The sequence below is a fragment of the Pseudooceanicola profundus genome (assembly GCF_054919315.1).
The window spans coordinates 850,010-872,604 of sequence record NZ_CM142898.1; the positions used below are offsets into that span (position 1 = coordinate 850,010).

Annotated in this window: 22 protein-coding genes; 11 read left to right on the forward strand and 11 right to left on the reverse strand. The window is 67.0% G+C overall.

Annotation, left to right across the window (positions count from 1 at the left end; all coding sequences use genetic code 11):
* Nucleotides 1-148: 148 nt before the first annotated feature.
* From ACX9MO_RS03940 to ACX9MO_RS03950, 3 genes are all read left to right on the forward strand, one after another.
* Nucleotides 149-850, forward strand: a complete 702-nt coding sequence (locus ACX9MO_RS03940) for a response regulator transcription factor (RefSeq protein WP_462213602.1) — start codon at nt 149-151, stop codon at nt 848-850.
* 121 nt (nt 851-971) lie between these two features.
* A complete protein-coding gene (locus ACX9MO_RS03945; protein ID WP_462213603.1) occupies nt 972-1,631 on the forward strand; it encodes a hypothetical protein in 660 nt (219 codons plus the stop codon).
* Nucleotides 1,632-1,703: 72 nt separating this feature from the next.
* Nucleotides 1,704-2,183 (forward strand): HugZ family pyridoxamine 5'-phosphate oxidase, encoded by a 480-nt coding sequence (locus ACX9MO_RS03950; RefSeq protein WP_462213604.1) that lies wholly within the window; start codon nt 1,704-1,706, stop codon nt 2,181-2,183.
* 1 nt (nt 2,184) lies between these two features.
* Here ACX9MO_RS03950 and ACX9MO_RS03955 read toward each other — a convergent pair whose 3' ends face one another.
* From ACX9MO_RS03955 to ACX9MO_RS03970, 4 genes are all read right to left on the reverse strand, one after another.
* Nucleotides 2,185-4,476: a glycosyl hydrolase family 28-related protein gene (locus tag ACX9MO_RS03955; protein ID WP_462213605.1), complete on the reverse strand. Its 2,292-nt coding sequence runs from the start codon at nt 4,474-4,476 to the stop codon at nt 2,185-2,187.
* A gap of 150 nt (nt 4,477-4,626) precedes the next feature.
* Nucleotides 4,627-5,034 (reverse strand): DUF4864 domain-containing protein, encoded by a 408-nt coding sequence (locus tag ACX9MO_RS03960; protein ID WP_462213606.1) that lies wholly within the window; start codon nt 5,032-5,034, stop codon nt 4,627-4,629.
* Nucleotides 5,035-5,159: 125 nt separating this feature from the next.
* Nucleotides 5,160-5,573, reverse strand: a complete 414-nt coding sequence (locus ACX9MO_RS03965; protein ID WP_222492005.1) for a DUF7282 domain-containing protein — start codon at nt 5,571-5,573, stop codon at nt 5,160-5,162.
* 405 nt (nt 5,574-5,978) lie between these two features.
* Nucleotides 5,979-7,565 carry a lysine--tRNA ligase gene (locus ACX9MO_RS03970; protein ID WP_462213607.1) on the reverse strand — a complete coding sequence of 529 codons (1,587 nt, stop codon included), beginning with the start codon at nt 7,563-7,565 and terminating at the stop codon, nt 5,979-5,981.
* Nucleotides 7,566-7,678: 113 nt separating this feature from the next.
* Here ACX9MO_RS03970 and ACX9MO_RS03975 point away from each other — a divergent pair, with 113 nt between their 5' ends.
* Nucleotides 7,679-8,104 (forward strand): tellurite resistance TerB family protein, encoded by a 426-nt coding sequence (locus ACX9MO_RS03975; RefSeq protein WP_222492001.1) that lies wholly within the window; start codon nt 7,679-7,681, stop codon nt 8,102-8,104.
* Nucleotides 8,105-8,229: 125 nt separating this feature from the next.
* Nucleotides 8,230-8,400, forward strand: a complete 171-nt coding sequence (locus ACX9MO_RS03980) for a hypothetical protein (RefSeq protein WP_222491999.1) — start codon at nt 8,230-8,232, stop codon at nt 8,398-8,400.
* Nucleotides 8,401-8,406: 6 nt separating this feature from the next.
* Here ACX9MO_RS03980 and dacB read toward each other — a convergent pair whose 3' ends face one another.
* The 7 genes from dacB to leuC all read right to left on the reverse strand — a co-directional run bounded on the left by dacB (nt 8,407) and on the right by leuC (nt 15,659).
* Nucleotides 8,407-9,906, reverse strand: coding sequence for a D-alanyl-D-alanine carboxypeptidase/D-alanyl-D-alanine endopeptidase (gene dacB, locus ACX9MO_RS03985; RefSeq protein ID WP_222491997.1), 1,500 nt, complete (start codon nt 9,904-9,906; stop codon nt 8,407-8,409).
* 58 nt (nt 9,907-9,964) lie between these two features.
* Nucleotides 9,965-10,579: a nicotinate-nucleotide adenylyltransferase gene (locus ACX9MO_RS03990; RefSeq protein WP_222491995.1), complete on the reverse strand. Its 615-nt coding sequence runs from the start codon at nt 10,577-10,579 to the stop codon at nt 9,965-9,967.
* A gap of 67 nt (nt 10,580-10,646) precedes the next feature.
* Nucleotides 10,647-11,660: an endonuclease/exonuclease/phosphatase family protein gene (locus ACX9MO_RS03995; RefSeq protein ID WP_462213608.1), complete on the reverse strand. Its 1,014-nt coding sequence runs from the start codon at nt 11,658-11,660 to the stop codon at nt 10,647-10,649.
* A 152-nt stretch (nt 11,661-11,812) separates the two neighbouring features.
* Nucleotides 11,813-12,652, reverse strand: a complete 840-nt coding sequence (locus ACX9MO_RS04000; RefSeq protein WP_462213609.1) for a hypothetical protein — start codon at nt 12,650-12,652, stop codon at nt 11,813-11,815.
* A gap of 345 nt (nt 12,653-12,997) precedes the next feature.
* The gene (gene leuD / locus ACX9MO_RS04005) at nt 12,998-13,603 is read right to left on the reverse strand and encodes a 3-isopropylmalate dehydratase small subunit (protein ID WP_222491991.1); all 606 of its coding nucleotides are present in this window, start codon (nt 13,601-13,603) and stop codon (nt 12,998-13,000) included.
* Between the two features lie 95 nt (nt 13,604-13,698).
* Complete coding sequence (locus tag ACX9MO_RS04010; protein WP_222491989.1) at nt 13,699-14,211, reverse strand: HdeD family acid-resistance protein; 513 nt, start codon at nt 14,209-14,211, stop codon at nt 13,699-13,701.
* A 41-nt stretch (nt 14,212-14,252) separates the two neighbouring features.
* Nucleotides 14,253-15,659 carry a 3-isopropylmalate dehydratase large subunit gene (gene leuC, locus ACX9MO_RS04015; RefSeq protein WP_462213610.1) on the reverse strand — a complete coding sequence of 469 codons (1,407 nt, stop codon included), beginning with the start codon at nt 15,657-15,659 and terminating at the stop codon, nt 14,253-14,255.
* Nucleotides 15,660-15,952: 293 nt separating this feature from the next.
* On the opposite strand from leuC, the gene ACX9MO_RS04020 reads away from it, so the two are divergent.
* From ACX9MO_RS04020 to ACX9MO_RS04045, 6 genes are all read left to right on the forward strand, one after another.
* A complete protein-coding gene (locus tag ACX9MO_RS04020; protein ID WP_462213611.1) occupies nt 15,953-17,293 on the forward strand; it encodes a mechanosensitive ion channel family protein in 1,341 nt (446 codons plus the stop codon).
* 217 nt (nt 17,294-17,510) lie between these two features.
* On the forward strand, nt 17,511-17,900 hold the full coding sequence (gene rsfS / locus ACX9MO_RS04025; RefSeq protein WP_318246174.1) for a ribosome silencing factor: 390 nt from the start codon (nt 17,511-17,513) through the stop codon (nt 17,898-17,900).
* A 6-nt stretch (nt 17,901-17,906) separates the two neighbouring features.
* Nucleotides 17,907-18,377, forward strand: coding sequence for a 23S rRNA (pseudouridine(1915)-N(3))-methyltransferase RlmH (rlmH, locus tag ACX9MO_RS04030; protein WP_462213612.1), 471 nt, complete (start codon nt 17,907-17,909; stop codon nt 18,375-18,377).
* Nucleotides 18,378-18,550: 173 nt separating this feature from the next.
* Nucleotides 18,551-20,068, forward strand: coding sequence for a 2,3-bisphosphoglycerate-independent phosphoglycerate mutase (gene gpmI / locus ACX9MO_RS04035; RefSeq protein ID WP_462213613.1), 1,518 nt, complete (start codon nt 18,551-18,553; stop codon nt 20,066-20,068).
* A complete protein-coding gene (locus ACX9MO_RS04040; protein ID WP_462213614.1) occupies nt 20,065-21,234 on the forward strand; it encodes a murein hydrolase activator EnvC family protein in 1,170 nt (389 codons plus the stop codon). The genes gpmI and ACX9MO_RS04040 overlap by 4 nt, the downstream gene beginning before the upstream one ends.
* A complete protein-coding gene (locus tag ACX9MO_RS04045; protein ID WP_222491975.1) occupies nt 21,231-22,577 on the forward strand; it encodes a S41 family peptidase in 1,347 nt (448 codons plus the stop codon). Before ACX9MO_RS04040 ends, ACX9MO_RS04045 begins: the two co-directional genes overlap by 4 nt.
* Nucleotides 22,578-22,595: the final 18 nt, after the last annotated feature.

Here is a 22,595-nt window from a genome sequence, read left to right on the forward strand (position 1 = left end):
CCTTTCGGATAGGGGACGGCCGCACCCGGTTTCGGTTATCCATTCCTTGCGCCCGCCAGACCCGGGCGCGGACAATTCAACACGGTGTGGGCCGCTGACCGGCCCCCATCGCCGCGCAGCGCCTGCCCTTCAGCGAAAGGACCGGACGATGCGCCTTCTGATGTCTGAAACCAACTGGAACATGGCAATCCTCGCCAAGACGATGCGCGACGCCGGCTTCTTCGTGACCGGCGCGCGGGATGCGGCGGAGGTGCTGGAATATGCCCGCAGCGGCCAGCAGAACGCGATCCTGCTGGACACCGACCTGCCCGACATGACCATCAGCGAGGCGGTCATCGCCCTGCGCCACAGCCAGCCCAAGCTGCCGATCTGCGTCTTCTCCCGCCGGGTCGATCCGGAACAGCGCGCCCGACTGATGCGGCTGGGGGCGGACGACGTGGCCGATTGGCCCGATGTCCCGCGCGAAACCGTGGCGCAACTGCGGGCCTATATCCGCCGCGCCCACGGCCTGCCCAATCCGCTGGTCGAACGGGAGGGCGTGCGCGTGAACCTCAGTTGGCAGAATGTCGACGTGGGCGGGGACCGGCTGCATCTGACCCGGCTGGAATACGAGTTGATCGAGATGCTGGCCCTGCGCGGCGGCACGCTGGTGACGCGCGAACAGATCATGTCGCAGCTCTACGCCTGGGAGGATGAGCCCGATCCCAAGATCATCGACGTCTACATCTGCCGCATCCGCGCCAAGCTGGAGACAATGGGGGCGCCGGACGACCTGATCCAGACCAGCTTCGGACAGGGCTACCGGCTGGGCCTGCCCGCCACCGCAGACGCCCGCACCGTCGCCGCCTGAGGACCACGGCCTCCAAAAGGTGGGCGCCCCTTCCGAACCGCCTCGCGCCCCCCTTCCTTCGCCGCCGTTAGCGCCTTGTTAACCAATTCCCGCGAGGCTGCGGGGAACGCGGAGGGCCAGGATGCGGCGCAAGGGTCTGACGGCACTTCTGCCTGCCCTGCTGCTGCTGGCCGGGCCGGCACTGGCGGGGGCGTGGCCCCGGGGCGAGGGGCGGCAGTTCATTGCCGGCTCCTACCGGCTGCACGTGACGCCGGACGACCGCCTGCGCAGCATGGCCTACTATCACGAGTTGGGCGTGTCCGCGTCCGGGACGCTGGTGCTCGACATCGGCCAGTCGGTCAGCGGTGAGGCCAAGGCCGTGGCCTCCCTGCGCTACGTGCTGGTGCCGGAGAAGAACGACCGCCACCTCGCCTGGGACATGGGCCTCGGCTGGATCGGCAGCGCCGCCACGCTCCGTCTCGGCGCGGCCTACGGCAAGGGCTTCGCCTGGGCTCTCGGGCGGGGCTGGTTCAATGTGGACGTTGCCGGGTTCTCGACCCCGGATTTCACGGGCGCTCATCTACAGATGGATGTGACCTTTGGGCTCTCCTTCGGGGAGGGTCCCAAGGTCTACGCCCAGCTTCTCTCGGGCAAGCCTTGGGAGGCCCCGGGATTTGCCTGGCTCGGCGCCTCTGCCGCGATCGGGCTGCGGCCCGGTCTGCGCCTCGACATCGGGGCCTTTCACGAGTTGGTCAGCGGCGATGAATACCGGTTTAAGCTCGGCTTCTGGCACGAGTTCTGACCCGCACCCGATCTTGCGCCCGGTTTAGCCCCCGGCCTTGCGCCCACCCCCGCCGCTGCTACTCTCCGCCCGATGAAGGACCCGATCCGCCCCACCGATGACGAGGCCCGTGCCCTCGCCCGCAGCCTGATCGCCGAGGCCAGCTTCGGCGCGCTTGGCGTGCTCCTCGACGGGCACCCGATGGTGACCCGCATCGCCCTTGCCACCGCGCCGGATGGCCAGCCGCTCACGCTGATCTCGACCCTGTCGCAGCACAGCCAGGCACTGTCAGCCGATCCGCGCTGTTCCCTCCTGCTGGGGGAGCCGGGCGACAAGGGCGATCCGCTCACCCACCCGCGGCTGACGATCCAGGCGCGGGCGGACTTCTTGCGGCAGGGAGACGACGCCTACCCGGCACTGGCCGAACACTACCTTGCCCAACGCCCGAAATCGAAGCTCTACATCGGGTTTGCCGATTTCTTCTTCTGCCGCTTCGCGGTGGAGGCGGCCTTCCTCAACGGCGGCTTCGGCAAGGCCTACAGGCTGACGCCTGCGGACCTCGCCGCCGCCTAGCTCAGAGCGGATCGTCAATCCGCACCAGCACCGTCACGTCGCCCGAGACGTCCCTTTCCCAGGTCAGGGACACCTTGTCCTTGTTCGCGCCTTCCTTGGTCTTCACGTAGGGCATCCCGAAATGCGCCACGTTGGACACCGTCGCGATCTTGCCGTTCGCCACGAGTGATTCCACCGTCTGCGCCCAGCCTCCGAACGGCAGGTAGGGCGCGCAGTCCAGCGTCCAGACCGCCGCCGGCGTGGGCTGGGTGTGCTTCAGGGTCAGCGGGTTCGAGACCGTGGTGGTCACTGCGTTGAACATGTTGTCCGAGAAGGTGACGTTCTTCACCTTGTCCCAGTCCAGGTCGGCAAAGGTCGTATCCACAGATTCCACCCGGTCGATATTGCCGTGGATGTTGCGGAAGATGTTCCCCGTCACGGCCATGCCGTTCAGGTAGTGACCCGTGCCGTGTGGCTTCACCACGATGAAGGTGAACCACGGCGCCACGTCCGACGACAGGAAGATGTTGTCCGTGATGCTCAGCCCGCTGAACGAGAACTCGGAGGAGAACTCCGGCGCCTCGTCATGTTCGTTCGCCCATTCGATGAAGTTGTTGTCGATGTAGTTGCCGTTGATCGTCGCGCGGGCATTGGTCCGGGTCAGGACGATGCCCCCGGTGCGCACGCCCTCGCTGGCGCTGTCGCCCTGGAACCAGTGGTTTCCGGTGATGATCGACCCGGTGCCCCCGAGGACGGCGAAATGCCGGAAATGCACGACCCGGTTGTCGCGCAGCTTCACGTCGTTGGCGTTGGTGTTGAGCCCGATCGCGACGCGGTTCTGGCTCAGGCTCGAGCTTTCGTCCGAGAGGAACTGGCAGCGGTCGATCAGCATCCCCTGACAGCCTTTGCCATGGCTGGTGATGCCCCGATCCTTGGGCCGGGTGATGAAGCAATCCCGCAGGTGGAAGATCAGCCCCGAGGGCGGCAGCAGGACGGCCGAACAGGTGCCGTTGCACTGGAACTCGATGTCCGACATCGAGAACTTGTCGAGATGCTCGAAGTTGCTGAAATCCAGCAGGTACTTGAACCGCTTGAAGGTGAAGGTCTGGGTGCCCGCCGCATCGTAGAGCGGCATCGACAGGGTCACGGTCTGGGCGCCGACGTTCTTCGCGGTGACATAGACCTCGCGGCCCACGCCGCTGCCGATCACCAGGGCGCCCACGGGGATATTCGCCACGTTGGTCACCCCGGTCAGGGTATTGGCGTTGGACGGCGTATAGGTCCCCTGCGAGGTTACCGTCACCGTATCCCAGGCCGCACCGTCCTGACTGTCGAACTGGCCGTTGCGGATGTGGCGCCGGGTGGCATAGCTCGTCCTGTTGTTGACCGCCGCCTGCATGTCGATCGGTGCCGTCACCGCGATCCGTCGCCCGCAGAGGTCGAGGCTCTCGTGGCCGGAGTTGTTCAGCAGCGACTGGAAGGCCTTCTTGAAGGCCAGTTCCTCGTCCCCGAAGGCGTCGATATAGGCCGGGAGGTGGAAGTCCTTCTGGAGCGACAGCACGGCCGCGGCCGGCATCGTCACCGTGCCCTCGAAGCGCACGCGGCTTTCGAAGGTCATGCTGTCGGCCAGGTGATAGGTCCCCTCCGAGACCATCACCATGCGCCCGTTGGCCGCCGCATCCGCCGCCTCGAAGGCGGCAAGATCATCGGTCACCCCGTCGCCGATGGCCCCGTAATCGCGCACGTCGACCCAGGCCAGCATGTCGCGCAGGAAGACGCTGGTAATGTCCTCGATGACGATGTCGTCGATCCGCACCACGCCCCCGTTCGCGCCGGTCAGGTCGAGGCCGAAGTAGCCGAACCCCGGCTCGGTCCCCCAGACCATGTCGACCCCGGGGCGGTTGCCGCTGCCCACGATGGCCGTGACCTCGACCACCTCGCCGTAGGCCGTCAGCGTGGTGGAGGGTCCGACCTCGGTCACGCCGCTGACGTGGACATTGCTGCCCTTGCCGGCCCAGCCCGCGATCCGCACCGCGGGCAGGTTGCCACTGACCGCCTTCACCCGCGCGGTGACCCGCAGGTAGCAGCCCGGCGACATCGGGGTCTGCCCCATGTAGCGCAGCTTCTGCGTCGAGGCGCCCTTGAGCAGTTCGAGGCAGCCGCCGAAATCCGCGTCCGCCGGGACGAAGGCGGCACTGGCGCTGCCCTCGTAGGTATCCGACCCGGGCGTGCCGTCGCCGCTGGACCAGACGTCGAGCCCTTCCTCGAAGGTGCTCGGCATGAAAACGATACCCTCGGTGATCGCCTTGTTCATTCGCATCCCTTTCCGCATCTCCCCGCTGCGGGCGATGCTGACCAATTCCCCGGACCCCGCGCCGGGCGGCGCGGGCGGAAACGGGCTAGCAGGGATGTCTGAAGGGGCTCTGGCCCCGCCGTGACGGTAGGCGTTGCCTGACGGCGAACGTCAGACCGCCGGATCGGGTGCGGGCGCGAAGGTCACGCCGTTGATCTTCCAGCCATTCTGGGTGCGGATCATGTCGTAATCGAGGGCGAACTCCGCGCCCCTGCCATCGCGCACGATGACCCGTTGCTTGAGCCGCCCGCCCTCTTCCCGCAGGTCGAGGAAGTCATGGCGTTTGGGCGCCCAGACCATGGGATAGCCCTCGCGCACCATGCGGGCGAAATTCTCGGGCGAGCCGAAGAGGCTCTGGATCATCGGGCTGGCGTGGGTCCAGGCGCGGGGCACATCCCCCGCGACAAAGGCGCCGAGCTGGTCGGAAATGACGCCCTCGATCTCTGCCTGGTCCTGCGCGGCGACGGCAGCGGGCAGGCAGATCATCAGGGCTGCGGCATAGGGACTGAAGCGGGCCATGGTCTCTCCTCCTAGGGAAACGGTAGGCCGAATTTCCCCTGCGTAAAGAGAGAGCCTGCCCGCGCACAGGAAAGGCCCCCTGCCAAGGCAGGGGGCCGATGCGCTCCGTCCGGAGGCGTCCGATCTTACATCGGGGTCTTGAAGGCCTGAACGATGGGCTCACCGCTTGCGGCCATCGCCGGACCATCTTCCAGCGTCTCGCCACCTTTGAAGTCATAGGTGGTGTTGCCGTTGGTCTCGTAGTGCAGCATCGCCACGTAGTCGGCGCCCTTCTTCACGCCACCTTCGATCGGCACGGTCACGTCGTCGGTCGTGCCTTCCTCGATCAGCATATGGCCCACGGACTCGGGCACGACGGGCTTGCCGTCCACGACTTCGTGGACCACGAGGTAGCCGGGCTGGTCGATGGTCACTTCCGGGAACGTGATCTCACCCGGGGTGAAGGTCGCGCCGGTGACGTCGATGTTCGCGTTTTCGGCGGCCGAAGCGGCGCCTGCAACGGCGGTGGTCAGGGCGGCGGCAAGTGCGAGGGTTTTCATGATATCCTCCAAGTATTCAGTGCATTTAGCCATGTCGCTGGCGTTGTGCCCTGACAACGGGGGGAAAGCCGGATCGGTTTCATGGCCGGTCGCCCGAATGGTCCGGAACCCGGCCTCCCAGCAAGGCTCCAGCGGGTTCCATCACGATTGCCCACAGCCTCCGGCTCAACGCACGCGGGCCGAATGGCGCCTGCCCTCAAGCGGATCGCCCCCTGCTTCAACTCGATGTGAAGCCGAAGAAAATTGCACCCCTCGGGGCACATCACGCCCAACGGCGCCCTCGACGTGGCCCCTGCCGCGGGCCGAAACCGGGACAGGCCGCCGCCTCCCACAGCAGTTGCCGCACGCAAAAAGGGCGGCGCGTCGCCACGCACCGCCCCTTTGCACATCAGCCGGCCCTCTGGATCAGGCGGCGTCGCTCAGCAGCTCGCCGGCGAGGCCCTTGTCGATCAGCGCAACGGTTTCCTCGATCCCGTAAAGGGCCATGAAACCACCGAAACGCGGGCCTTGGCTTGCGCCGAGCAGCACCTCGTAGAGCGCCTTGAACCAGTCGCGCAGCGGATCGAACCGCTCGCGGCCCGCGGCATAGACCGCCGATTGCAGCGCCTCGTCGTCCACCGGGCCGTCCCAGGCCTTCAGCGCATCGCGCAGTTCGATCAGCGCCTCGCGCTCCAGCTCGGTGGGCGCGCGGAAGACCTTCTCGGGCTTCACGAAGTCGTTGTAGTAGCGCACCGCGTAGCCCGCGGCCTGATCCATCTGCGGGTTCGCCTCGGGGCTGGCCTCGGGCGCATAGCGGCGGATGAAGCCCCAGAGCGCCTCCTTGTCCTCCGCCCCGGAGACCGAGGCGAGGTTCAGCAGCATCGAGAAGGGCACCACCATGTCCGAGGCCGGCACATCGCCGTTGTGGATGTGGAACACCGGGTTCGCCACCTGCTGCTCGATCGTCTGATCGGGGAAGGCGCGCAGCTGCTGGTGGTATTCATCCATCGCCCGCGGGATCACGTCGAAGTAAAGCCGCTTGGCGGTCTTCGGCTTCTGGAACATGAAGTAGGACAGGCTCTCGGTCGAGGCATAGCTCAGCCACTCGTCGATCGAGATGCCGTTGCCGCTCGACTTCGAGATCTTCTGGCCCTTGTCGTCGAGGAATAGCTCGTAGGTGAAGTGCTCGGGCTTCTTGCCGCCGAGGATCTCGCAGATCCGGTCATAAATCGGCGTGTTCGTCGAGTGGTCCTTGCCGTACATCTCGAAATCGACGGCGAGGGCGGCCCAGCGGGCGCCGAAGTCGGGCTTCCACTGCAGCTTCACGTTGCCGCCGGTCACCGGCAGGGTCCATTCCTTGCCGTCCTCGTCGTCGAAGGTGATCGTGTAGTCGTCCTTGTTCACCGACTTCATCGGGACATAGAGGACACGGCCGGTCTCCGGGTGGATCGGCAGGAAGATCGAATAGGTCGCGGCCCGCTCGTCGCGCAGCGACTTCAGCATGACCTTCATGACATCATCGTATTTCTCGACCGCGCGTTTCAGCACCTCGTCGAACTGGCCCGACTTGTAGAACTCGGTGGCCGAGTAGAACTCGTACTCGAACCCGAAGGTATCGAGGAAGCGGCGCAGCATGGCGTTGTTGTGGTGGCCGAAGCTCTCGAATTCCTCGAAGGGATCGTAGACCGAGGTCAGCGGCTTCTGGATGTCTTCCTTCAGCCGGTCCTGGTTCGGCACGTTGCCGGGGATCTTGCGCATCCCGTCCATGTCGTCCGAGAAGCAGATCAGCCGCGTCGGGATGTCCGAGATCGCCTCGAAGGCGCGGCGGATCATCGTGGTGCGCAGCACTTCGCCGAAGGTCCCGATATGGGGCAGGCCGGAGGGGCCATAGCCCGTCTCGAACAGCACGTATCCCTTCTCGGGCGGCGTCTTCTCGTACCGTTTGAGCAGCCGGCGTGCCTCTTCGAAAGGCCACGCTTTCGAGGTCATTGCAGCTTCTCTCAGGTCCGACATGTCATAACTCCATTGTTCCGCGCCCGGACGCCGGGCGAGGCTGGCCGCTTCCTATTGCCCGGGACGGTCCGCGTCAATATTCTGCGCCGTAACGACACTGCCGAGGACCTCCCATGGCCGCTTCCGAAGACCATATTCTCACCCTTCAGGACTGCCTCGTGGCGCTGATGATCGCCGTCTCCGCCTCCGACAGCAACCTGCGCACCTCCGAACTGGTGAAGATCGAGACCACGGTGAACAACCTGCCGATCTTCGGCACCTATGACCTCGACCGCATGCGCGAGACCGCGCAGATGATCTTCGACCTCTTCGAGGAGGAGGACGGGCTCGACGCGCTCTTCGGCCTGATCCGCGGCAACCTGCCCGAGAAGTTCTACGAGACCGCCTATGCGCTCGCCTGTGACGTGGCCGTGGCCGACGGCACCCTGCGCGAGACCGAACTGCGCCTGCTCGAAGAGATCCGCTACGAGCTCAACATCGACCGGCTGCATGCGGCTGCCATCGAAAGAGGCGCCCGGGCCCGTCACATGACGGAATGATGCCGATGCGGGGGCCGCCACGGGCGGTTCCCCGCGCGTCGGGCCGGGGTCGGGAAAACCTGCGTTGACCGGAATCACCGCGGATGGAAGCCTGATTGCAGACCTCCATCCCCGGACCCGCCGCAATGACACCCGCCACCAAACGCACGATTTTCCTGATTTTGTCCCTGCTGATGCTCTGCACCCTGCCGGTGATCGGTGCCTTCACCAGTCCCGGCCCCGCCGAGACGGTCGAGATCGCCCGCACGCAGACCACGCCGGACCTGCCGGCGTCGCAACGCGTCTACTATCGCTGAGGCAGATCAGCCCTGACCGCTGTAGGTCCGGCCCCAGAACTGCAGCAGGTCCTGCTGCAACTGCCGGGCCCGCGCCAGCCACGCCCGCCCCCCGGCGGGGCGTTCGCGTTCCGCCATGGTCAGCCGGTCACGGTGCGCAATGTCCGCGCAGAAGATCGCAAAGGCCAGCAGACGCCCCTCCACCTCGGCAAAGCCGGAGAGCCCGCTGACGAAGTTCAACGTGCCGGTCTTGGCCACGACGGTCATGGCCGCCTTGGGGTCGGGCCGCCCGCGGCCATCCTTTACCGGGATATGCTTCAGCAGCGGCCGCAGCGCATCCTGCTGGCGGGCCTGCACCATCACCAGCACCATGTCCGCCGCCGTCACCCGGGAATCATCGCCGAGGCCGGAATGATCCTCCATCGCCACGTGGCGCAGCCCCAGCGTCTGCTTGGCCCAGTCCGACATCTTCTCGGCCGAATCCCGCATCGAGGCGACCTCGCCGTAGCGCGCCTTGGAGGCGGCCAGCCCGATCATCTCGGCGGTGAGGTTGGTGGAATACTTCAGCATGTCCAAGATGATCTCGCGCAGCGGGCCGCTCTGCTTCTGGGCAAAGACCGTCCCCTGCGGCAGGCTCTGGGTCACCGTGGGCGCCTTGGCCACGATGCCATGCGCCCGCAGCAGCACCTGCATCACCTCGCCGGCATAGGCCTCGGGCTTGCGCACCGGCAGCCAGCGGGCCCCACCCGTCCCGAGCGCCCCCTTGGCAACGCTCCAGCGGTCGACACCATCGACGTCGTCATAGGTGTAGACCGGCAGCGACCGGTCCTCGACCCGCATGGTCGCCATGGTCACATCGGGCCGGTAGCGGCCGCTGCGGGCGTCCATCGTGATCGTGTAATCGCCACTCTCGCGGCGCCATTCGAAATGCACCCGGTTGAAGTTCAGCGCGATGCCGGACACCGCGGGGTTGTAGCCCACGTGCGGCGGCTGCTCGGGGTCGATCTGCACCGCGCTCGGCAGGGCACCACCGTAGACGAGGAACCGCCCCGTCACCTCGACCAGCCCGGTCTCCTTCGCCGCGGCGGCCAGGTCGGCCAGGCCATCAGTGTCGAGCGTCGGATCGCCGCCGCCCACCAGCACGAGATCGCCCTCCAGCCGGCCATTGCGGATCGGCCCGGTGGCCAGAAGCTGCGTGGTGAACCGGTGGTCCGCGCCAAGCGAGCGCAGCGCATAGAGCGCCGTCAGCGTCTTGCCGACAGAGGCCGGCGGCACCGCCTCGGCGGCATCGAGGCTGTCCAGCAGTTCGCCGGTCATGGCATCGGCAACCACGAAGGCGACATGGCCCTCGATCCCTGCGCGTTTCACCAGGTCGGCGCCTTTCGGCGGCTCCAGCAGGTCCGCGGGCCGGGACTTCGGCCGAATGGATTCGAGTGGCGCAGTCGCCCAGGCAGGCGCGGCCGTCAGCCCCGCGCCACCGGCGGCGAGGCGGCTCAGGAAATGTCGTCGTGTGAACCCCATGCTCATGCGCGCAGGCTATAGCTGCGTCCTACGCGAACGCAAGCACCCTGCGTGGCGGTACGGATCACGTTTGCGTCCAGTCTCCCTGCCGGCGAAGCATTGTGGACGAGAGGTCAACCATCGGCACGTTGACGAAGCACCAGGCCGGCGGATCGCTGCGTCCGAGGCACTGACTGGCACCGGCCGGAAGCCGTTGCGCACGGTAGAGTCGCGCCGCCTTCGACATCCGCGCCGAGATCCGCTCGCCGGGGCGCGCCAGCACGCCCACACTCACGTTGTCCATGATCCAGCGCCATTCCTGCCACTGGTCGATCTGCGCGAGGTTGTCGGCCCCCATCAGCCAGACGAAGCGCACGCCGGGATAACGCCGCTTGAGCTGGCGCAGCGTCCGCGCGGTGTAGCGGGTGCCGAGCAGCGCCTCGATCCCGGTCACCTCGACCCGCGGATGCTGCATCACCTGCCGGGCGACCTCGAGGCGCTTCTCCAGCGGGGCTGGCCCACGGGCCTTGAGCGGATTGCCGGGGCTCACCAGCCACCAGACACGATCCAGCCCGAAGCGGCGCAGCGCCTCGCGGGTGATATGCGCATGCCCGGCGTGCGGCGGATCGAAGGATCCCCCCAGCAGACCGATCACCTCGCCCGGCCGGGCAAGCGGTAGATGATGACGTGCAACGACCATGCGGCCTCCCCTAACGCAGGTGTGACGGAAAGGGGAGAGAATTCAAGCGGTCATCCCGCGCGCCAGGCTAATCGCGCGCCTCGGGCGGCCAGCGAACCTCGGCCCAGACCAGCCGGTGCCGGCTGGCACGCTGTACCGTCTCGGCCAGCGGCGCCCCGGCCTTCGGCCAAGCAACGCCTGCCGCGACCACCTGAAGCCCCCGATCCGGCAGGACGTAGCTGACCCGCAGGGGCCCCGGCCCGGGCACGGGCCAATCGACCGTCGGCGCCGGGCCGCCCTGCCCCGGCGCACATGCGGCCACCCCACGGCCCGGGGCCGGATCCTGCAACGCCGGATGGGCAAGCAGCGCCCGCAGCGCCTCCCCCCGGCCCTCCCTGTCGTGCGGATCGAGGTTCGCATCCCCCAGCAGCACGAGCGGGCCGGACGGGACAGGCCCCAGCCGCCCCGCAAGCAGGTGCAACCAAAGCGCGGTCTCATCGTGGTTGCGGCGCCCGTTGCGGTCCTCGGGCCCATCGAAGACAGGCGGCGTGGCATGGAAGATCAGGAGCGAGAGCGGCGGCTCCGTCGCCACTTCGACGACCCAATGCGCCGAGGAGGAAAGGCGCTGAACCGAGGCACCGTGCGCGCCCTCCCCGCCCCGCCCTGCGTGATCGACGAAAAGGGTGTCCGGCAGATCGCGCCAGAGCAGCGAGGAGAGATCACGGCTCAGGCTCAGCTTCCAGCGCGCCAGCACGGCCAGCCCCCCCTGCCCCGCGAAGCGGCCGTAGCCCTGCGCATCCCGCGCCTCGCCGCGCCGGCCATTGCCGTCAAGATCGAGGCCCGTCGGCCTTCCCGCATTCGGCACCGTCGCGAAGAGATACGGATACCCGGCGCCCTGCGCCTCCAGCAGGGCGTTCAGCGCCGCAAGCGCCTCAAGGTCTGCGTCATAGTCGATCCCGGAGAGCACCAACACGTCGGGCGCACAGGCGGCGATGACAGCGGCCACCGCCTCTGCCTGAGGATCGCCCCGGCGCAGGTCACGCAGCAGCAGCCCCGGCCCGTCGCGGGCCAGGTCGGTATGGTAGAAGGCAAGGCGAAGCACCTGCGCGGTCGGCCTTTCCTGCGCCCCGGCAGCGGAGCCGCCGGACAGGCCAACGAGCAGGATCAGGAGGCACCGGCAACCGCCAACCGCGCGCGCGCCCCGGATCACGCCGGGGATCAGGCCCCGGAACGCACCCCGGATCAGATCACGGCTCAGGCGGTGTGATGCAGCCCGGGCTCTTCCTCGGCATAGGTGCGGCGACGTTTCTCGCCGATGAGATCGGCGATCCGGCTGAGCGCGATGCCGCGCATGATCAGGTTCGCCGGGATGAAGGCCCATGCCGTCATGATCCAGATCAGCGATTGCGGATGAGCCAGCGACAAGGGCACCAGCGCCGCGGTCAGAAGCTTGAACAGCGGCGGGGTCAAGAATGGCAGCAGGAAGCCTAACAGAACGTTAATACCTGCATCCCGTTTCAGCCGGTGCAGCACGTCGCCACCGCCGGTGGGCTCGAACATCGGCAGGTTGATCCAGACGTTGAAGGCGCCGCTGCGGGTGGGCCAGCGATGCAGCCGGATGAAGAGCGCCAGCATCACGACACCGATCATCCCGCCGATATAGGCGATGCCGGCGGCGTCGCGCACCGCGTTGACCAGTTCCACTGGCGCCCCGGCCGGCAGGGTCAGCGTGGCAAGGCGCACCGGCGAATAGGGGAAATCGATCGCGGTGGAGAGGATGCGGCCGATCGAATTGAAGAGATCGGCGATCGGCGTATCCAGCGCGGGACCAGCCTGCGCCGTCGTCAGCAGCAGCACGATCCCGAAGAGCGTGTAGAACCGCAGCCGGTTGTAGGGCGGCGCATAGCGGAACTCGAGCAGAACGGGGATCCGGCTGTTGTACTCGGTGAAGACGAAGGCCCCGGCGATCAGCGCAAGCAGGACCACGATCTGAGTCGTGTCGGAAGAGACCGCCGGCAGCAGAAGGGATGGCGTGACCACCATCAATGCGACAAGAAGGGCGCGCAACAGCGCACCGGTGATTCTGACAATCACAGCTCGTTATCCTTCAACTTGGCCCGACCCGGTACTTTGCCGCGTCTGTGTCCCAACTTGATTCCGTCGTCAGACGGGTGCCTCAATCTTGCCTTAATGTTGCCCCGTTTGACGCCCGGCCTCAAGCCGCGCGCTAAGAAGACAACGATTCTGAGGCAAAAAAACGGTAGAACTGGTGCGTTCTTGCATCAATTTCGTATCGCAACCGCGGCAAAAGCCAGCGTTTTTCGCGAAATCAATTCAGTATTTTAGCTGAATTTCCGCAGTTCCGGGGCATTTCCGGTGCGGTATGGCGGCCCGCGCGGGGCCGCCACAATTCATGCGAGGCCTGGCCTCAGACCCGCCTCAGACCCAGGGGCGCGACTGCGCGGCCTGCGTCTCGAAGCTCTGGATCGCGGGCGCCTTCTCCAGCGTCAGGCCGATATCGTCGAGCCCTTCCAGCAGGCAGCGCTTGCGGAACGGGTCGATGTCGAACTTGATCACCTCGCCGTCGGAGGTGGTGATCTCCTGCTTCTCGAGGTCCACGTCCATCCGCGCGTTGGAGCCCTTCTCGGCATCCTTCATCAGCAGGTCCACCTGCTCCTGCGGGAGCACGATCGGCAGCATGCCGTTCTTGAAGCAGTTGTTGAAGAAGATGTCCGCGAAGGAGGTCGAGACGATGACCTTCACGCCGAAGTCGGCCAGCGCCCAGGGCGCGTGCTCACGCGAGGAGCCGCAGCCGAAGTTGTCACCGGCAACGATGATCTGCGCCTCGCGGTAGGCGGGCTTGTTCAGGACGAAATCGGGGTTTTCCGACCCGTCGTCCTTGTAGCGCATCTCGTCGAAGGCATGCACGCCGAGGCCGGTGCGCTTGATGGTCTTCAGGAATTGCTTGGGGATGATCATGTCGGTGTCGATGTTCACCAGCGGCATCGGTGCCGCGATCCCCGAAAGTTTTTCGAACTTTTCCATGGGCTGTCTCCTGGCGGGATGCGGGGCATCCCGAAACTTGGGTTCAAGCAGCGCCCCCCGCCCATCGGGGGGTCGCCCTGTTGCGTCGGGCGCGCTCAGCGGGAGCGCATGAAGAGCCCGATGGCGATCAGGCCAACGCCGTCAGCGATCAACTCTACCGCGAGCAGGATGCCCAGCAGGGAGAAGGCCGCCATCTGGAGGTTGGAGAACACCATGATGCCGATGAGGATGGAGGCCGCCCCGGAGAGCAGCAGGATCCAGAAGAAAGGTGTGGAGCGCATCCCCCAGGCCGCAGCCAGGCGGAAGCCCCCGATGAAGAGGAACAGCACGCCGACGATCAACGTCAGCGACACCGTCCCGGCCAGCGGGTTGGCAAGGAGCCAGACACCGGCAAGGATGCTCAGCAATGCGCTGATCCCGTGCCAGACGCGGCCATGCGCCTCGCTGTCCCGAAAGACCGAATAGGCCTGCAAGATCCCCGTCGCGAGGAAGACCACGCCGACGATCGTCGTGACCGCCAGCGTCGCGGCGAAGGGGTTGGCAAGGGCAAAGATACCGCCGATCAGCAGCACGATCCCCATTCCGAGCATTACAAGCCAGGTCTTCATGTCATCACCTTTCGAAACCGGTTAACTCCTGGTCCCCAGCGTTACATCAGTTCCCTGACATCCGTAAGACGACCGGTTACCGCAGCGGCAGCCGCCATGGCGGGCGACATCAGGTGCGTGCGGCCGCCCTTGCCCTGCCGGCCCTCGAAGTTGCGGTTCGAGGTCGCGGCACAGCGTTCGCCGGGCTGCAGCTGGTCGGGGTTCATGGCGAGGCACATGGAGCAGCCCGCAAGGCGCCATTCGAAACCGGCCTCCTTGAAGATCTCCGCGAGGCCCTCCTCCTCGGCCTGGGCGCGCACGAGGCCCGAACCGGGCACGACCATTGCGCGCATCCCGTCCTTGATCTTCTTGCCCTTCAGGATCGCGGCTGCGGCGCGCAGGTCCTCGATCCGGCCGTTGGTGCAGGAGCCGATGAAGACGGTGTCGATCTCGATGTCCGAGAGCTTCTGACCGGGGGTCAGGCCCATGTACTCGAGCGAGCGCTTGGCCGCCTCGACCTTGCCGCCGGCAAAGCTGGCGGGATCGGGCACTTCCGCGGTGATCGGCAGCACGTCCTCGGGCGAGGTGCCCCAGGTGACGACCGGCGCGATGTCTTCGCCCTTGATGGTCACGACCTTGTCCCAATGAGCGTCATCATCGGAGAAGAGCGTCTTCCACCAGGTCAGCGCGGCTTCCCACTGGGCGCCCTTCGGCGCATGGGGGCGACCCTGGACGTAGGCGAAGGTGGTCTCGTCCGGCGCGATCAGGCCGGCACGGGCGCCGCCCTCGATGGCCATGTTGCAGACCGTCATCCGGCCTTCCATCGAGAGCGAGCGGATCGCTTCACCGCAATACTCGATGACATAGCCGGTGCCGCCGGCGGTGCCGGTCTTGCCGATGACGGCAAGGGTGATGTCCTTGGCCGTCACGCCGGGCTGAAGCTGGCCGGTGATCTCGACCTTCATGTTCTTCGACTTCGACTGGATCAGCGTCTGGGTGGCAAGCACATGCTCCACCTCCGAGGTGCCGATGCCGTGGGCGAGCGCGCCGAAGGCGCCGTGGGTCGCGGTGTGGCTGTCGCCGCAGACCACGGTCATGCCCGGCAGGGTCCAGCCCTGTTCCGGGCCCACGATGTGCACGATGCCCTGGCGGATGTCGCTGACGGGATAGTAGTGCACGCCGAAGTCACGGGCGTTCTTGTCGAGCGCCGCCACCTGGATCGCGGAATCCTCGGTCATGTTCGCCGGGTCTTCGCGGCCGGGGGTGGTGGGCACGTTGTGGTCCGGAACGGCGATGGTCTTGTCCGGGGCATGGACCTTGCGGCCGGCCATGCGCAGACCTTCGAAGGCCTGCGGGCTGGTCACCTCGTGGACGAGGTGGCGGTCGATGTAGAGCAGGCTGGTGCCATCCGGGGTGGTATCCACGAGGTGGGCATCCCAGATCTTGTCATAGAGCGTCTTGGGGGACATGGGTCCTCTCCGATTTCAATTGGCTGAATTTTGGCTGTACGAATGGGTCGCGCGCCTCATAGGCGGGCGAGGACCGTCAGCGACGCGCCGAAGAAGCGCCAAGGCAGGCGCGCGCGATCATCCATGTCGAAAACACGTTTCATGGCCTGCGGGATATACCGCCTTCCCGAGTCTCGCAAGCGTTCCGGGGCCCCTCGCGTGCAGTTCACGCATGCGGCACCGCAGCATTCCCGCGTCTGGACAGGAGCTTGGCCGCCGTGCCACGCTGTCCCGAGGCCGCGCAGGGGAGGCGAATGGAGCCAGCAAGCGACCCCATCGACGCCGTCATCCAGATCGCGCTCGGCGCCTGGGTGCGGGTAGAGAACTTCCTTCACGGGCTGGTGCGCCCCTGGAATGCCTATCAGGTGCTCATTGCGCTTGGCCTGTTCCTTGTTGCCTGGGGGCTGGCCCGCTGGTTCGCGCCCCGGATGCACGACTGGCTTCGCGCGCAGGAGGGCTGGCCGAAATGGCGCATCCGCCTGCTGCTGATCCTGCACCGCCGCCTGCGCCACATCTTCTTCGTCGCGCTGATCTGGCCCACGATCTGGATCATGCGGGCCGCCACGTGGCCCAGCCGGTCCTACCTGCTGACGATCCTCGGCAGCCTTGCACTCGCCTGGCTGGTGATCGCGCTGCTGACGCGCGCCATCGGCAACCCGCTGCTGCGCACGCTGGTGCGCTACGGCGGCTGGGTCTGGGCCACGCTGATCATCGTCGGCCTTCAGGACGAAACCCAGGGCCTGCTCGACAGCATGGCGCTGACCCTCGGCTCCATGCGGCTGTCGCTGTGGATGATCATTCAGGGGTTCGTGCTGCTGGCGGCGCTGATCACGCTGGCGCGGTTCCTCTCCCACGCGGGGGCCGCCAACATCCGGCGGGTCGAGGACATCTCGCCCTCGATGCAGGAACTGGTGATCAAGGGGCTGCAGGTCGCGCTCTACGGGGCGGCCTTCTTCATCGCGCTGCGCGCCGTCGGCGTGGACCTGACCGGGCTGGCGGTCCTTTCGGGGGCCATCGGCGTGGGCCTCGGCTTCGGGCTGCAAAAGGTCGTCTCGAACCTCGTGTCGGGGATCATCATCCTGATGGACAAGTCGGTGAAGCCCGGCGACGTGATCAGCCTTGGCGAGACCTTCGGCTGGATCAACGCGCTCGGCGCGCGCTACGTCTCGGTCGTGACGCGGGATGGCAGGGAATACCTGATCCCGAACGAGGACCTGATCACCGGACAGGTGGTGAACTGGTCGCACTCGAACGATTTCGTCCGGCTCGACATCTATTTCGGCACGTCCTACGGCGACGACCCCCACGCGGTACGCAAGATCGCCATCGAGACCGCGCAATCCGTCAGCCGGGTGCTGACCTTCAAGCCGCCGGTCTGTCACATCGTGGGCTTCGGCGATTCCTCGGTGGATTACATCCTCCGATTCTGGATCACGGACCCGACCGGCGGGCTCACCAATATCCGCGGAAACGTCTATCTGGCGCTCTGGGATGCGTTCAAGGAACATGGAATCTCCATCCCCTTCCCGCAGCGCGAGGTGCGGGTGCTGAACGAGGCCCCCGCACCGGACTCCCCGTCAAAAGCACTGGATTGACGCAGATTTTCCCCGTTCTGCCGCCACGTCGCGCCGCGGACGCTTGCAAGCCACACGGACCTCGCGTAAGGGCGGCGCCTTGCCGGGGAAACCGGGCCGGGTCGAAATCGTTGAAAATTCGACCCCCGGTTGTTACCTTTAATCATGACCCAGTGCCGGGGCTCTGTCGGCACGCCACTAGGAGGACAATGTCCTGTCACTCGACGTTGACGCGGCCATTACCGCCAATACGGGGGCGCCTATGACGGCCGCAACCGCACAGCCGACAAGCGAAGAGCTGCTGGCTTTCATTCTGAAATCGCTGGACGACGACAAGGCGGAGGAGATCGTGCAGATCGACCTGCGCGGCAAGTCGGCCATGGGCGACTACATGCTGATCTGCTCGGGCCGGTCGTCCCGCCAGGTCTCGGCCATCGCCGAGAAGCTGGTTGACCGTCTCAAGCAGGAGTACGGCCGCCTGAGCAAGATCGAGGGCAAGGAAACCGGCGACTGGGTGCTGATCGACACGGGCGATGTGATCATCCATGTCTTCCGCCCCGAAGTGCGCGAGTTCTACCAGCTCGAAAAGATGTGGGGCCCCTCGCCCGCCGCGGCAACGCGCGTCTGAGCTCTCATGCGGCTGCACATCTGCGCCGTGGGCCGCCTGCGGGCGGGCCCCGAGCGCGAGCTGATCGACGACTACCTGACCCGCTTCGACAGAACCGGTCGGGCCCTTGGGCTCGGGCCGGCCAATGTCGTCGAGGTCGAGGACAAGAAGGGTGGCGGCATGGAGGCCGAGGCCGCCCTGCTGGAGCGCGCCCTGCCCAAGGGTGCCGTCATCGTCGCCCTCGACGAGCGTGGCCGGGTCATGACCTCACCCGATTTCGCCGACCGTCTGGCCCTGCACCGCGATCAGGGTGCACAGGACGTGGCCTTCCTGATCGGCGGCGCCGACGGCATCGCGCCCGGGTTGCGCAACCGGGCCGACTGGGCGCTGAGCTTCGGCAAGATGGTCTGGCCGCACATGCTGGCCCGCACCATGCTGACGGAACAGCTCTACCGCGCCGCGACGATTCTCGCGGGCTCGCCCTATCACCGGGTCTGAGGCCCGCCGCCCGGGCCGCGGCGCGCCGGGGATTTCAGCCCCGCGGTGCAGCGTGACGCGCTGATTGCGCAACCATCTGTCGCATCTTGGACAATCCCCCCGCCCTCTCTTCCCCCGGCGGACGTCACCAGCTAGAAACCGGCCCTGAAGCAGGCAGACAGGAGCCATGGCCGATGACCACCCCGAAACCGGTAGTTCTGTGCATTCTCGACGGCTGGGGCCTCAGCGAGACCACCGAGGCCAATGCCCCCGCACTGGCCGAGACACCGACCTACGACCGGATCATGGCCACCTGCCCCCATGCCACGCTGATCACCCACGGCCCCGATGTGGGCCTGCCTTCGGGCCAGATGGGCAACTCCGAGGTCGGCCACACCAATATCGGCGCGGGCCGCGTTGTGGCCATGGACCTCGGCCAGATCGACCTCGCGATCGAGGATGGCTCCTTCGCCAAGAACGGCCCGCTGAACGATTTCATCGCCACGCTGAAGAAAACCGGCGGCACGGCGCACCTGATGGGCCTCGTCTCCGACGGCGGTGTCCACGGCCACCTGACGCATATCCTCGCCGCGATCACCACCATCGCCGCCGCCGGCGTGCCGGTGGTGCTGCACGCGATCACCGATGGCCGCGACGTGGCGCCCAAGTCCGCCTATGGCTACTTCAACGACCTGACCGACGGGCTGCCCGAAGGCGCCACCGTGGGCACCGTGATCGGGCGCTACTACGCCATGGACCGCGACAACCGCTGGGAACGCGTGGGCGAGGCCTATGCCGCCATGATCAAGGGCGAGGGCGTGAAATCCGCCACGCCCCATGCCGCCGTGACCCGCGCCTACGAAAACGGCGAGACGGACGAGTTCATCTCGCCCACGGTCATCGCGGGCTATGACGGCGTGAAGGACGGCGACGGGCTCTTCTGCCTCAACTTCCGCGCCGACCGCGCGCGCGAAATCCTCGCCGCCATCGGCCAACCCGGTTTCGACGGCTTCGACACCGGCCCCCGGCCCGACCTCGCCGCGCTGCTGGGGATGGTGGAATATTCCGAAAGCCACAACGCCTACATGACCACCTGCTACCCCAAGCAGGAGATCGTGAACACGCTCGGCGAATGGGTCGCGAAACAGGGCAAGACCCAGTTCCGCCTCGCCGAGACCGAGAAATACCCCCATGTGACCTTCTTCCTCGACGGCGGCGTCGAAAAGGAGAAGACCGGCGAAGACCGGTTCATGCCGAAATCGCCCAAGGTCGCCACCTATGACCTCCAGCCCGAGATGTCCTCGGAGGAGGTCACCGACAAGTTCGTCGAGGCGATCGAACACGGCTATGACCTGATCGTCACCAACTACGCCAATCCCGACATGGTCGGCCACACCGGCGACCTGAAGGCCGCCATGGCCGCCTGCTCTGCCGTGGACCGGGGCCTCGCCCGGGTCGTGGCCGCGCTGGAAAAGGCGGGCGGGGCAATGATCCTGACCGCGGATCACGGCAACTGCGAGATGATGGTGGACCCGGAAACCGGTGGGCCGCACACCGCGCATACCACCAACCTCGTGCCCGTGGCGCTGATCGGCGGCCCCGAAGGCACCCATCTGCGCGCCGGGCGGCTGGCCGATCTGGCCCCCACCCTGCTGGCGCTGATGGACCTGCCCAAGCCCGACGAGATGACGGGGGAAAGCCTGCTCGCATGATCTCGCTGCGCGCTCTCCTCGCAGGTCTGGCGCTGTCCCTTGCCAGCGGCGCGGTGCAGGCGCAGACCGCCGCGCCCACGCCCGCCGAGGCCGCGCGCGCCGCCGCCGACCAGCTGGAGGCCGCCGCCCGCACGCTGGATGGCGCAGAGGAGGCCCGCGACCGGGTCCGCGCCCTGACCGAAACCCTGCGCGCCTACGAGGCGGGGCTTTCGGCCATGCGCGACGGGCTGCGCCGCGCCTCGATGCGGGAACGCGAGATCCGGCGTGAGCTGGAGGCCAGCGATGCGGAGACCGCCCAGCTTCTGGGTGTTCTGCTGACCGTCGCCACCTCGCCGCCGCCCGCGCAGATGGTACACCCGGACGGGCCGCTCGGCACCGCGCGCTCGGGCATGATCCTTGCCGACGTGGCGCCCGCGCTGAACAAGAAGGCACAGGCCCTGCGCGCCAAGCTGCAGGAGGCCAGCGACCTGCGCGCCCTGCAGCAGAGCGCCGCCGACCAGCTCGCCCGGGGCATGGACGGCGTCCAGCAGGCCCGCGCGGAGCTCAGCAAGGCCATCGCCGACCGGACCGCCCTCCCGAAACGCTTCACCGAGGACCCGATCAAGACGGCGCTGCTCATCGCCTCGACCGAGACGCTCAGCGCCTTCGCCTCGGGCCTCAGCGACATCGCCGAGAACGAGGCGCCCGGCTCGCTCCCGGACGTGATCCACCGCAAGGGGCGCATTCCGCTGCCCGTGCAGGGCGCACTGCTGCGCCGCGCGGGCGAGGCGGACGCCGCGGGCATCACCCGCCCGGGCATCGTGCTGGCAACGCGCCCCGGCGCCATCGTCACCTCCCCCACCGCGGCGACGATCCGCTATCGCGGCCCCCTGTTGGATTACGGCAACGTGATGCTCCTTGAGCCGCAGGCGGGCGTATTGTTCGTTTTGGCCGGACTGGATGTCGTCTATGGTTCCGCAGGCGAGGTGCTTCAGGCAGGCGCACCCGTCGGGCTGATGGGCGGACAGGATCCGGACATCGGCGCAATCCTGACCCAGAGTGCCGGTGGTACCGGATCGGACCGAACGGAAACGCTGTACCTGGAAGTGAGGCAGGGCAACACGCCCGAGGACCCCGCAGAATGGTTCGCCGGCCTCGACGCCGGAAAAGAGGATGGAGAGCAATGAGAAAGACCCTACTGGCCGCCGCGGGCGGCATCGCGACCGGCCTGCTGGTCACGACGCAGATCGCAGCGCCCCTCCTGGCCCAGGAAGCGGACAGCAAGGCCTCCGTCTACGAGCAGCTTGATCTCTTCGGGGACATCTTCGAACGCATCCGCGCGCAATACGTCGAGGAAGTGGAACCCGGCGAGCTGATCGAAGCCGCCATCAACGGCATGCTCACCTCGCTCGACCCGCATTCCAGCTACCTCTCGCCCGATGATGCCGCCGCGATGCGCGTGCAGACCCGCGGCGAGTTCGGCGGCCTCGGCATCGAGGTGACGCAGGAGGACGGCTTCGTGAAAGTGGTCTCGCCCATGGATGGCACCCCCGCCGCCGTGGCCGGCATCGAGGCCGGGGATTTCATCACCCACGTCGATGGCGAGAGCCTGCTGGGCCTGACGCTGGACGACGCGGTCGAGATGATGCGCGGGCCGGTCGGCTCCGAGATCGTCGTGACCGTGGTCCGCGAAGGCGAGGCCGAGCCCTTCGACGTCTCGATCATCCGCGACACCATCAAGCTGACCGCCGTGCGCGCCCGCACCGAGGGTGACACCGTCGTGCTGCGGATCACAACCTTCAACGACCAGACCTACCCGAACCTCGAGGCCGGGCTGAAGGAGCAGATCGAGGCCCATGGCGGGCTCGACACGATCAACGGCGTGGTCATCGACCTGCGCAACAACCCGGGCGGCCTGCTGACCCAGGCGATCCGCGTCTCCGACGGCTTCCTCGACAAGGGCGAGATCGTCTCGACCCGTGGCCGGAACCCGGAAGACGGCGAGCGCTACAACGCCACCGAGGGCGACCTGATCGACGGCAAGCCGATCGTGGTGCTGATCAACGGCGGCTCCGCCTCCGCTTCCGAGATCGTCTCGGGTGCGCTGCAGGACCACCGCCGCGCCATCGTCGTGGGCACCAAGTCCTTCGGCAAGGGCTCGGTCCAGACGGTCATGCCGCTGCGGGGCGACGGCGCGATGCGCCTGACCACCGCGCGCTACTACACGCCGTCGGGCCGGTCGATCCAGAACCTCGGCATCTCGCCCGACATCGTGGTGAACCAGCCCCCGCGCCGCCCCGAGGCCGAGGAGGAGGAACCCGCCTCCGCCGTGAACCGCACCCGGTCGGAAGCCGACCTGCGCGGCGCGCTGAACAACGACTCGCTCACCGAGGACGAGATCAAGCAGATCGAGGCCGACCGCGACAAGGCGGAAGCCGCGGCCAAGCTGCGCGACGAGGACTACCAGCTCGCCTATGCGATCGACATCCTCAAGGGTCTCTCGGCCCTCGGGCCGAAGGACGCCCAGTAAGGTGGCAGGGGGGCTGTC